An 11,090-nucleotide genomic window follows, 5' to 3' on the forward strand; every position below is an offset into this window, starting at 1 on the left:
CGTTTTGACACAGCCTCACATGAGGGTGGGGTGGTCAAGCGGTTGATCAGGGCATCATCATAGGATCTCCTGTTTTACAGCGGACGCGCGGGTCTGAGCCTCATCCATGACGCGGCCCATCCCTGGGCACGGTCCACCTCACATGCGGTCGCCATTCAGAACGGCTGCACCATCATCCCGCTTGCGGCGGGCCAGGCTCAGGACGGCGGCACCCTTCTCGAACAGCGGCAGGCAAGGCCAGGGCTGTGTTCGGTTCGCCGACCCGCATCCGCCAGGATTGATCAGATCCTGGAAGATCACTCGATGAGGCAAAGTTCAGGGATCATGTGGCCTTCATCACCGCGCCTTCGATCACCACGCCGGAGGCCACATACTTCCACAGCGCCACCAGCAGCTTGCGGGCCAGCGCTACGATGGATGTCTTGCGCTGGCGGCTGCCGCTCGCGCTGACCCGGCCCTTGAACCATTGGCTCAGGGCTGAATGCGGCTGGTGGCGCAACCAGAGCCAGGCGAGCTGGATCATGATCGTGCGCAGCCGCGGATTGCCAGCCTTGGACACCCCTTGCTCGCGATCAATCGATCCGCTCTTCCAGGGTGTGGGAGCCAGGCCCGCATAGGCCGCCACCTGTCGGCGATTGCTGAAAGGCCGGAACAGGCCCTCCGCCCAGAGGATCCCGGCAATGTCGGCCCCAATGCCCTTCAGGCCCAGCAGCAGGGCCGGAGCGGGTGCGGTCTCGGCGGCCCGAGCCCGCTCCAGGAGAGCATCCCGCTCCGCCTCCACGGTCCTGATCTGCTCCAGCAGCAGCTCCAAGCGGTCGAGCTCACGCCGGATCTGAGTTTTGAGATGCCGCGGCAAAGGGCGCCCATCGCCGGTCGTGAGCGCGTCGAGCCGCTGGCGGCGATCGCGACGCAGGGGTTCATAGTCCCGGATGCCTTGCGCAAACAGCAGCCCCTTGATGCGATTGACATGCTGCACCCGTTCCACCGTGAGGGTCTGGCGCTCCCGGCTGACCCGGCGCTGATCCTCTTCCTCTGGGGTGGGCGCTTTGACCATGGCACAGACCCGTGGCTCGCCGCGCTTGTAGGCCAGCAGGGTGCGCACTAGGGCTTCGCCATCGATCTTGTCGGTCTTGGCGCGTCGCCGCCGGCGGGAGGTGGCGATCGAAGCAGGGTCCACGACATAGCTCTCGATGCCTTCGCTGAGCAGAACCCGGTGAATCCAGAACCCATCCAGACCGGCTTCATGAATGGCGATGATCGGAGGAACCTGACCGGTGCGGGCCTGTGCCTTCTCCTGCAACTGCGCAAACCGCATCAGCAGCCCGGCGATTCACCGGCTGGCGTCGCATGCTTCGACATCTTCTCGCCGGCCCCGGGCGACAGCGAGGTGATCAGCCAGACGGAACGACTGAGTTCCATTGAGACGAAGATCGCGCCAAGATCGGTGCGGATAGCGGTCTGCATGGGCCGGTGATCAAGTGACATGGGTCGCCTCCAGAGTGGTGGGTCAGCAACCTCACTCTGCCATCAAGCAGGCCGCTATCCACCCCTCATAGGATCTCGACCCGAAGCGGACATCAGGCCTTCAGGATGGGCGTGATGGATCTGGGAAGCTCTATCACCTCGCAAGGGGCGGAAGAAGCTTAACCATAGCCCTGGGGAGCTGAGATCAGCCTACACCTAATGACCCAGGGCACTCGTGCAGTACGCTCCCTTTTCCTCGCGGCCGAAGGCTTGACCCCACACGACCAATCGGGCCTACTTCCTGAAGTTCCGCCCTCTCAGGCTCGGGACCGCGGAAATGGCGAGGGCGTGCGACAATGCCCCCACAGCGAGCGGCTTTTGCCGCCGTCCATAAGAGCCATCCCAACGAACGCGACCGTCGGATCTGGGAGGGACTGTATGACGAAACGCATCCTCAATCGCCGGGAGTTCATGCGGAGTGCTGCCACGGCTGCGGCCAGCGTCATGGTCGTGGGCGGCGCCACCACCATCCTGGCGTCCAACGAGGCCTGGGCCGTGACGCTGAAGGTCCTGCCGCCAGAGCAGGCCAAAGTCCTGCTCGTCGTCACGCGGCATCTTTATCCCCACGACATGCTCGGCGACATCTACTATGCGGAGGTAGTCGAGGCATTCGATACCAAGATGCAATCCGACAACACGCTCAAGACCCTGGTCACGGAGGGCATCGCCGAGCTTGATAAAGCCTACGGCGTACCCTGGCTCGCCTTGTCTGAAGGCTACCAGGTCGATGCCCTCAAGCGCATCGAAGCCAGCAAGTTCTTCCAGACCCTGCGCGGTCACACGGTCGTTGCCCTGTACAACAACAAGAACATCTGGCCGACCTTCGGTTACCAGGGCAGTTCCGCCCAGGATGGCGGCTATCTCTTCCGCGGCTTCCAGGACGCGGGCTGGACGATGCAGCCAGATGCCGAGGCAAGCCCACCGGCATACACGGGTTGAGGCGGGAGGATCACGATGGCCCAGTACAACCTTTCAGACGACAGCGTCGTCGTCATCATCGGCTCCGGCGCAGGCGGCGGCACCCTTGCCAACGAACTTTGCCAGAAGGGCATCCCTGTCGTGCTCCTCGAAGCAGGGAAGGAAGAGAACGCCGACACATTCATCAATGACGAGTGGGCGAGCTTCGCCCAACTGGCCTGGCTCGACAAACGCACGACCTCCGGCACTTGGCGGATTGCTCGTGACTTTCCCAACCTGCCAGCCTGGATCTGCAAGACCGTCGGCGGCACCACCACGCATTGGGCAGGAGCCTCGCTCCGCTTCCAGGAACATGAGTTCCGGATCCGCTCGACCTACAGCGACATCCAGGGTGCCAACCTGCTGGATTGGCCGCTCACGCTGGCGGAACTGGAGCCGTACTACGCCAAGGCCGAGAATAAGATGGGGGTGACCCGGACCAATGGTGTCCCCGGCTTACCCGGCAACAACAACTTCAAGGTGCTCTATACCGGGGCCAAGCGGGTCGGCTACAAGGAGGTCCATACCGGCCGCATGGCGATCAACAGCGAACCGCGCCATGATCGGCCGAGCTGTCAGCAGATCGGTTTTTGCTTCCAGGGCTGCAAGAGCCAGGCGAAGTGGAGCACGCTCAATTCCGAGATCCCGGCCGCGCTTGCGACCGACAAGCTGGAACTCAGGCCCGAGAGCCACGTGCTTCAAATCCAGCACGACGCAGCGGGGAAGGTCACGGGTGTCCTCTACGCCTCCAGCGATGGACAGCAGCACGTCCAAAAGGCGCGCATAGTTTGTGTCGCGGGCAACTCGATCGAGAGTCCGAGGCTGCTGCTCAACTCAGCCTCCTCCAAATTCCCGGACGGTCTCGCCAACAGCTCGGGGCAGGTCGGACGCAACTACATGCGGCATGTCACCGGTTCCGTTTACGCGGCGTTCGACAAGCCCGTACACATGTTCCGCGGCACGACCATGGCGGGCATCATCCGGGACGAATCCGGGCATAGACCGGAGCGAGGCTTCGCCGGCGGGTATGAGATGGAGACCTTGAGCCTCGGGCTGCCGTTCATGGGGGCGTTCCTCGATCCCGGCGCATGGGGCAAGGACTTCGCGCACAAGATGGAGCAGTACCCGAACATGGCCGGCATGTGGATCGTCGGCGAGGACATGCCGCGGGAGACCAATCGGGTTACGCTGCATCCTACCGAGAAGGACAAGTTCGGCATGCCCATTCCGAACGTGCACTTCGACGATCACCCCAACGACATTGCCATGCGCAGCCATGCCTATCGCCAAGGTATCGAGGTCTACAAGGCGGCAGGCGCTCGCGAAACGTACGAGACGCCGCCCTATCCCTCGACGCACAATCTCGGCACCAACCGTATGAGCGCCAATGCCAAGGACGGTGTGGTCAACAAGTGGGGACAGACCTGGGACGTGAAGAACCTGTTCGTCTCCGACGGCAGTCAATTCACGACCGGAGCCTCGGAGAACCCGACGCTGACGATCGTAACGCTGGCAATCCGTCAAGCCGACTACATCGCCGATCAGATGGGCAAGCGGGAGATCTAATCTCCCACCATGCCAGTGGCTTCAACCCGCACAAGAGAACTAAAGCGCTCCGTCGCGTGCCTGTCGCCGATGGTCGAATGGAGGAACACCATGACAAGTCCGTTGTCGCTTCCCGCGGTCGCAGTCGCCTCACTCCTTGCCATGATTGCCATTAGTGTTGGCCAGCCCCGAGCACAGCAGCCTTCGACCCAAACATCGCCCTTGGCGACCGAACCCCTGCCGGCCCAAGGTGCAGGGCAGGTCGCCCCCGGCGCCGCGGTCACAGGGTCATCGCCGGGCCCAGGCCCTATCGGAACGAAGACCGACGGCCCCCCTGCGCCAGCCCGGACCGACAATTCCCAAGCCCAGCAAGGCGTGTTGCTGAAACCCGGCGAGAAGGCCTCCGACATGGATGCGGCGGCTGGAGCCCATCCTAAGCCTGCGGAGAGCCCGAAATAAGCCAGCCACAGCGGGGATCGGACGCGACCTCATTCCGGCCCGAGACTATAAAGGCAGGCTTCAGTGGAGCGTCAACAACAGGATGGTGGGACAGCCGCTGCTGCATGAATGGGTGTCCGCGACAGGTGACGAGGAGTACCACGATGGCCAAGTACATTCATGTGATGATCAGGGTTATGGACGAGCACCGGTCAAAGGCCTTTTACGAAAAGGCGTTCGGTTTCCGGGAGGCGGCGCGGTTCCCGTTCGAAACCTTCACCCTGGTCTACTTGCTTGACGAGGAGAGTGGGACCGAACTGGAGCTGACGATCAACCACGACCGCAAGGAACCCTATACCCATGGCGACGGATACGGCCATATCGCCATGGCAGTTGACGATCTGGAGGCCGAGCACAGACGGCACACGGAACTCGGGTACAAGCCGACGGATATCAAGGAGTTCTTCCGGGACGGTGAGTTGATGGCGAAGTTCTTCTTCGTGCAGGATCCCGACGGCTACAAGGTCGAGGTTCTGCAAAGGCACGGGCGGTATCAGTAGCCTCCGTGTCGCCAATTTGCTCATATATTGCTCTCTGCTTTCAACCTCTTCTCCGACCGCGAACGACCGCTTGCGGCACTCCTGAGACGTACGCGTTTGGTCCGCTTCGGCACTCAAATTCCGACGTTCACGGAGTAGCTGGAGCGTGAAAGTCTGACCCCGAGCAGACATTCACTTAGTCAAGCCACCACTCCCCGATAACCCGTCTCAGGCAATGAGTTCACTCTTTCCGATGCGGACGGCAGAAATGTCGCGTGAGCCGATCGGGTCGGTTCAGGAAATCAGCGGAGGGAGACTACGCGGATCCGGCGCTGGCCAACAGTACGTGGGAGGCGCAATATCCAAACTTCTCAGCCGTTCACGTACAAGTTGGATTCCAGCTTCGGCGCGATGCCTAACGACCTTCAGACGCAGTGGAGAAGTGCTGGCGGATGCTTTGAATGAAAGCCTCAGCCATCCAGGTCACGGGGAAATGGCGCGGAGTGATGACCACGACCTTCTGCGGAGGAACCGTCTCGGAGATCTCCAGGCTAACGAGTGTGCGCCCATCGTAACTGACTTGCGGAGTGGGCTTGGTGACCAGAACGGAGACGCCATGCCCATTGGCGACCATTCCCCTCACCATCTCCAGGGACTGCGTTTCCATCGCGATATTCGGCGTTATGCCGGCCGACCGGAACAGGCTGAGGAAGTAGTCTCTGCTGTGGGGCAGACCGATCAGGATCAATGGGTTCTCGGCGATTTCCTTCAGCGAGACGGATCGCCGCGTGGCCAAGGGATGGTCGGACCCGACAAGTGCATAGGGCTTCAGGTGTCCAACGACCTCCATGTTCCCGCTTCGCCCGAGGCCGAGGTCGTAAGTGAGAGCGACCTCGATGGAGCCGTTGTCGATCAGATGATGCAACTGCTCGACATTCGCCTCCCGGAGCCTCACCTGAACGCCCGGATTGTGCTGGCGGAAGCACCTGATGATGGCCGGCAGGTGGCTTGGCCCCAGTGTCACGAAGCAGCCGACATCGATCCAGGCATCGCGGCCGCTCATGCCCGTCGGCGAGGCAATCCAAGCCTTAGATTGCGAGAGCAGGCTTCGCGCCTCGGCCAGCTTGGCTCTACCGGCAGGCGTTAGGACCAAGCCTTGGGCGTGCTGCCGCACGAACAGGCTCTCGCCCAGCGCTTCCTCGAGCTGCTTGATTGCCATCGACACTGAGGGCTGCGAGACGTTCATCGCGGTCGCAGCTTGGGCGGTGCCGCCATGTTCCGCTGCTGAGACGAAATACTGGAGCTGGCGCAGGGTGAACGGGATCAAGAAATCTTATCCCCGGAATATCCAAAAATTATTTGCGTTGATTCAACAGGTGTCAATAGCATCGCTCCCATAACAGGGGAGACGAGCGTGGAAGCAGTGTCGGGCAATGTCCAAGGACCCCTTGAGGGATTGCGTGTCCTCGACTTTACGCGGGTGCTTGCCGGCCCCTTCGCAACCGCGCTCCTGGCCGACATCGGGGCGGAGGTCATTAAGGTCGAACCGCCTCAGGGAGACGAATATCGTCACATCGGCCCCTTTGTCGATGGTGAGAGTGCGCTCTTTATGGCCGCCAACCGCGGCAAGCGCAGCATCGTCCTCGACCTGAAGTCGCCCGAGGGGCGCGATGCCGCGCTGAGGCTGGCACGCACGGTCGACGTGGTGGTCGAAAATTTCAGGCCCGGCGTCGCCGACAAACTCGGGATCGGCTATGCCGCACTCTCCGAAGTCAACCCGAAGCTGATCTATCTCAGCATCTCCGGTTTTGGGCAAACGGGTCCGATGAGGGATCGTCCCGCCTATGACATCATCGTCCAAGCCACGAGCGGTCTCATGTCGTTGACGGGACATCCGGACGGGCCTCCTACCATGGTGGGGGAAGCGATCGGCGACCTGGTCGCTGGCCTTTATGGATCATGGGCCGTGACGTCCGCCCTGTGGCAACGGGAACGCACAGGACGCGGGTGTCACATCGACCTCGCGATGTTTGATGCCCTTCTCTCCCTTCTTCCCACCGGTGCATGCCGCCACTTCGCCAGTGGCGAGGTTCCGGGGCGGGTCGGAAACCGCCACCCGCTGTCCGCCCCCTTCGGGGTGTATCAAACGGCCGATGGCCATGTGGCCATCGCCGTGCTCAACGAGCGGCTGTTCGAGCGTCTCGCACAGACCATCGAACGTCCGGAGCTGGTCGAGAATCCTCGCTTCCGGACCGATGCCGACCGCTCCGCAAACGAGCCCGCTCTGCGCGACCACATCGAGGCATGGTCGGGCCGGCGGACTTCCGCCGACGTCGAAGCCCTCCTTTCGGCTGCCGGAATCCCAGTCGCACCGATCCAGAACCTGGCGGAGGCCATCCATTCGGATCAAACGCGCGATCGTCAGTTGTTCCGCGAGGGCAGCCTGGGTTTTCCCGTCCCAGAACAGCCCGCACATTTCTCCGGCACCATCCGGGGGCGGAGCGCCCCAGTCCCAGCGCTCGGAGAGCACACGGACGAGATCCTGGCCGATCTCGGCTGACCGCCAGTTTAGGGTTGCCGATGCAAAGCGAGTGGATAATGAACTTCCAGCCAGACCCCGATGCCGTTGCGGTTGCCGAGTCAGTCGCGAGGTTTGCTGAGGCTTCTCTTAAGCCTCGTGCACAGGCCATCGACGAGACAGGAATCTTCGTCGCCGAGCACATCCCGGCGTTGGGAGAGCTCGGGGTCATGGGGATGAACCTTCCTGAGCGGTGGGGCGGGGCAGGAGTGTCGCCGATAGCACTCTACCTTGCTGTCGAGGCCTTGGCGGGAGGTTGCGGCTCGACGGTTTCGATGGTGACGGCTCACTACCTTGCAACGGACTCTATACTTCTCGGCGGTGACGATGCCATCCGGGAGCGATATCTCCCCGAGGCGGCTGCCGGGCGCTCCCTTGGAGCCTTCGCTCTGACGGAACCCCGGGCCGGATCCAACCCGGCCGACATGAGCACCCGGGCCTTGCGCGAGGGGGAGGGATACCGGATCACCGGCGTGAAGCATTTCATCTCGAATGCCGCATACGCCGATTTCATCGTCGTTTTCGCGAAGACCGATCCCGCCGCGGGGTACAAGGGCATCAGTGCCTTCATCGTCGAGCCCAGGCACGGCGGGGTCGCGACAAGCGCTCCCGAAAAAACCATGGGGTTGCGCGGCGGTCACGTCTTCGAGCTCGCATTCGACTGCTGGGTGCCCGAATGCAATCGATTGGGCTCCGAAGGCAGCGGTTTTAGAACCGCCATGCATGTGTTGGACAACGGCCGCATCGAAGTTTCCGCCATGTGCACCGGTATGGCGGGAGCGGCCCTGGACGCTGCCGTCAGTTGGTCCAAGACCCGCCAAGTGGATGGGCACCCGATCGCGGAATTCCAGGGCCTTCAGTGGATGCTGGCGGATATGGCAACCGAACTCGAAGCGGCTCGCCTTATGGGGCTGCGGGCTGCATCCCTGCGCGGATCGGGAAAGCGGTATTCACGGGAAGCGTCGATGGCCAAACTTCTGGCATCTGAGACCGCTGGTGCCGTCATCGACCGCGCCTTGCAGATCCATGGCGGCTACGGCTACTCGCGGGACATGCCGCTTGAACGGTTGGCTCGCGACGTCCGCATCATGCGCATCTACGAGGGCTCGTCCGAGATCCAGCGTAACATCATCGCCCGTACCCTGCTCGCCTGATCCGCCGGATGGACCGCCCCCCGGAGGACGACTCTGATCGGCATCGCTAGGACGTAAGCGCTGGGTCTGCTTCCGCAGTCATCAGCCGACGTTCATTGGGCGACCTGAAGGTGAAAGTTTGACCCTATCCGGACCTTCGAGAAGGAATGTCTGGGGCCGAGTGATCATCCGGCCGATCCTTTGTCCTCAGGACCAACGCTGCAACGACGCTCATGCAATGCGTCTCCCAAGTACGCGCGACGCCCCAATCTAACAGGCAGTGGTTCACGGCATGTGGCTGATCATGCAAGACTGATCGCGAGAGGTGATGTTATCGGTGATCGCCCAGTGAACGACTTTCTCGTCGTCGTCGATCTCAAGAAGCATCTCAAGGGTAGCAAGCTCCCCATAGACGCCGAAGTACCCGACATGGCGGTTTCCCCACGAGGGCAGACTGATCCTGTCGATCTCGAAGGTCAGGGCGCGACAGCGCGCCATGACCTGATGCAGCACCTCGGTCGGGTAGCGTTCCCGAACCGACGGCGCCAGGAGTTGGCGGAAAGCAACGACGTCATTGTCCTTGTAGGCCCGGAGCAGTGCCTGGGATATGTTGATCACGGCATGGGGACCAGGTTCCGCTGCCACCAGACTGAACAGGAAGCATGACGCGAGCGTCGCGGGAAGAAGCAGGTTCCACTTCATGATAAGTCTTTATGCCTCGCTTCGCTTCTTACCCCGGTAGCCCGCAGTGAGATGGGCCACATTACTCAGGTTCAGTTGGATTTCACATTGCTCAGCCGCCGAGCGCGGATTCGAGCGATCAACCGATTTCGGCAATGGCGGTGTTGCGATCATCGAATGAGGTCTCTGTCTCCGTCATGTAGATGCTCACAATGATCGGCCTGCGCCCGGGTGGCCAGATCACGGCGACATCATTCATCGTCCCATGATCCCCACCACCTGTCTTGTCCCCGACCCGTCAATCCTTCGGCAAGCCGGCACGGAGCTTTGCATCCCCGGTCTTGTTGCCAACCAGCCACGCGACGAGTTGATCGCAGGATTGTTGGGATAGAACACGGTCTCCGATGAGCGAGTTCAAGTTTGCGTCATGGCATCGGGCGGGTGCCCGCAAGAAAACGCAGCGGCGGCGTGATCACATGGATAACGGGCAGGAGAATGGCGGCCAACAGGACCACGGCCGTAAGCGATGCCATAAGTAAGAATTCCTTTCGGAACATGTTACCATTTCGTGTCATAGGGCACTTGGGCGATCCGCCATTGATCGCCATAGAGCTCAGGATGGGATGGGCTGTCGGGCGACGAGCTTGCGGCGGCATCCAAATCCGTCATCATGCGTTGTGCTGCCGTCATCTACGGGAGAAAGCCATGACCGATGTCAGCAGGATTCGGGAGCACATGGAGGTGATCGGCGCTGACGGCGTCCACGTCGGAACGGTCGATCGGGTCGAGGGCGACCACATCAAGCTAACACGGAAGGACAGCGGCGAGGGCTCCCACAAGGGGCACCATCATACCGTTCCGCTGGCCCTTGTGGCAGACGTCGAGGGCGACAAGGTGCGCCTGTCCGCCAATGCGGACGTGGCCGTCACCTTCGAGCAGGAGGCGGATCGCTCCGCCTGAGTTCGGCCACCGCCACCCGCAGGCCGCTTGGCCGTAAAGAGCCACCACAGTGCAGTTACCGCAATATGCAGACGAGCCGCCGAGCTGAACTCGTCGCCTAGGTACTCAGTCTCGCATCCTCTCAGGCTGGGCGGATGGTGGCCATCGCAAGTCCACGCAGATGGACCAGCTTGGGCTTGTTACGGGCCAAAGGCCTTTTCGTCCCGGGCGCCGGGATGGCCCAGTCGCGAAGGAGATGCCATGCTCGACAGTATGCCGATCGAGTTGCAGGCAGAGCTCCTAAGCAGATTTCGACGGGGTGGCCAACGGATGCTGGCCATGATTCCATAGCATGATCGGATGCGGAGGCGGATCATGGCAGGCAGGTCTCCTGTTGTGGCGAGTATCGAGCAACGACGCGAACTGGAGGAACTCAGCCGGTCGCGGGATCGCGGCGAGGCGGATCGGGCTCGGGCGATCCTCCTGACCCTGATGGGCTGGACCAGCCTGCGCATCGCCCAGGCCTTCGGGGTGCGTGAGGATACGGTGCGCTTCTGGCGCAGCGCTTTCATGGCAGGCGGAGTCGCGGCGCTGCGGACATCCGTCGCCCCGGGCCCAGCTCCGGTCAAAGCCGCGTGCGCCCTGGCGGTCGCTGAGGAGGTGCTGTCCGGGCCGGTGGCGGATCGCCCCAATTGGACCCTACCGCGGCTGGCCGACGAGATCGAGAAGCGCTCCGGCGTGCGCATCTCGCGCTCG

Annotated in this window: 10 protein-coding genes and 1 pseudogene; 7 read left to right on the plus strand and 4 right to left on the minus strand. The window is 62.1% G+C overall.

The window, feature by feature from the left end; genetic code table 11:
- Nucleotides 1-138 precede the first annotated feature (138 nt).
- Both DDF70_RS37250 and DDF70_RS33285 read right to left on the minus strand, forming a co-directional pair.
- Entirely contained in the window at nt 139-312 is a 174-nt protein-coding gene (locus tag DDF70_RS37250) for a hypothetical protein (protein ID WP_162820620.1), read from the minus strand.
- A gap of 10 nt (nt 313-322) precedes the next feature.
- A pseudogene (locus DDF70_RS33285) lies at nt 323-1,464 on the minus strand (IS110 family RNA-guided transposase).
- A gap of 438 nt (nt 1,465-1,902) precedes the next feature.
- Between DDF70_RS33285 and DDF70_RS33290 the strand changes: the two are divergent.
- The 3 genes from DDF70_RS33290 (at nt 1,903) to DDF70_RS33300 (ending at nt 5,024) form a co-directional block, all read left to right on the plus strand.
- On the plus strand, nt 1,903-2,463 hold the full coding sequence (locus DDF70_RS33290; protein ID WP_114948865.1) for a gluconate 2-dehydrogenase subunit 3 family protein: 561 nt from the start codon (nt 1,903-1,905) through the stop codon (nt 2,461-2,463).
- 15 nt (nt 2,464-2,478) lie between these two features.
- On the plus strand, nt 2,479-4,047 hold the full coding sequence (locus tag DDF70_RS33295) for a GMC family oxidoreductase (protein WP_114948866.1): 1,569 nt from the start codon (nt 2,479-2,481) through the stop codon (nt 4,045-4,047).
- A gap of 581 nt (nt 4,048-4,628) precedes the next feature.
- Complete coding sequence (locus DDF70_RS33300; RefSeq protein ID WP_114948867.1) at nt 4,629-5,024, plus strand: VOC family protein; 396 nt, start codon at nt 4,629-4,631, stop codon at nt 5,022-5,024.
- Between the two features lie 394 nt (nt 5,025-5,418).
- Here the strand turns inward: DDF70_RS33300 and DDF70_RS33305 are convergent, their stop codons facing one another.
- Nucleotides 5,419-6,330: a LysR family transcriptional regulator gene (locus DDF70_RS33305; RefSeq protein ID WP_114948868.1), complete on the minus strand. Its 912-nt coding sequence runs from the start codon at nt 6,328-6,330 to the stop codon at nt 5,419-5,421.
- Between the two features lie 87 nt (nt 6,331-6,417).
- Here DDF70_RS33305 and DDF70_RS33310 point away from each other — a divergent pair, with 87 nt between their 5' ends.
- Nucleotides 6,418-7,563 carry a CaiB/BaiF CoA transferase family protein gene (locus DDF70_RS33310; protein WP_205772579.1) on the plus strand — a complete coding sequence of 382 codons (1,146 nt, stop codon included), beginning with the start codon at nt 6,418-6,420 and terminating at the stop codon, nt 7,561-7,563.
- Between the two features lie 38 nt (nt 7,564-7,601).
- Nucleotides 7,602-8,735: an acyl-CoA dehydrogenase family protein gene (locus DDF70_RS33315; RefSeq protein ID WP_114948869.1), complete on the plus strand. Its 1,134-nt coding sequence runs from the start codon at nt 7,602-7,604 to the stop codon at nt 8,733-8,735.
- Nucleotides 8,736-8,999: 264 nt separating this feature from the next.
- On the opposite strand, the gene DDF70_RS33320 is transcribed toward DDF70_RS33315, so the two are convergent.
- A complete protein-coding gene (locus DDF70_RS33320) occupies nt 9,000-9,416 on the minus strand; it encodes a hypothetical protein (RefSeq protein WP_114948870.1) in 417 nt (138 codons plus the stop codon).
- Nucleotides 9,417-10,100: 684 nt separating this feature from the next.
- Here DDF70_RS33320 and DDF70_RS33325 point away from each other — a divergent pair.
- Together DDF70_RS33325 and DDF70_RS33330 are read left to right on the plus strand one after the other, a co-directional pair.
- On the plus strand, nt 10,101-10,355 hold the full coding sequence (locus DDF70_RS33325) for a DUF2171 domain-containing protein (RefSeq protein WP_114948871.1): 255 nt from the start codon (nt 10,101-10,103) through the stop codon (nt 10,353-10,355).
- Between the two features lie 354 nt (nt 10,356-10,709).
- The coding region (locus tag DDF70_RS33330; protein ID WP_162820863.1) for a helix-turn-helix domain-containing protein at nt 10,710-11,090 on the plus strand (381 nt) is incomplete at its 3' end.

Source organism: Microvirga calopogonii (assembly GCF_003347665.1).
Lineage (GTDB): Bacteria > Pseudomonadota > Alphaproteobacteria > Rhizobiales > Beijerinckiaceae > Microvirga > Microvirga calopogonii.

Coding starts and splice junctions, on each gene's coding strand:
- DDF70_RS33290 (WP_114948865.1), top strand. CDS start 1,903: ATGACGAAACGCATCCTCAATCGCCGGGAGTTCATGCGGAGTGCTGCC.
- DDF70_RS33295 (WP_114948866.1), top strand. CDS start 2,479: ATGGCCCAGTACAACCTTTCAGACGACAGCGTCGTCGTCATCATCGGC.
- DDF70_RS33300 (WP_114948867.1), top strand. CDS start 4,629: ATGGCCAAGTACATTCATGTGATGATCAGGGTTATGGACGAGCACCGG.
- DDF70_RS33315 (WP_114948869.1), top strand. CDS start 7,602: ATGAACTTCCAGCCAGACCCCGATGCCGTTGCGGTTGCCGAGTCAGTC.
- DDF70_RS33320 (WP_114948870.1), bottom strand. CDS start 9,416: ATGAAGTGGAACCTGCTTCTTCCCGCGACGCTCGCGTCATGCTTCCTG.
- DDF70_RS33325 (WP_114948871.1), top strand. CDS start 10,101: ATGACCGATGTCAGCAGGATTCGGGAGCACATGGAGGTGATCGGCGCT.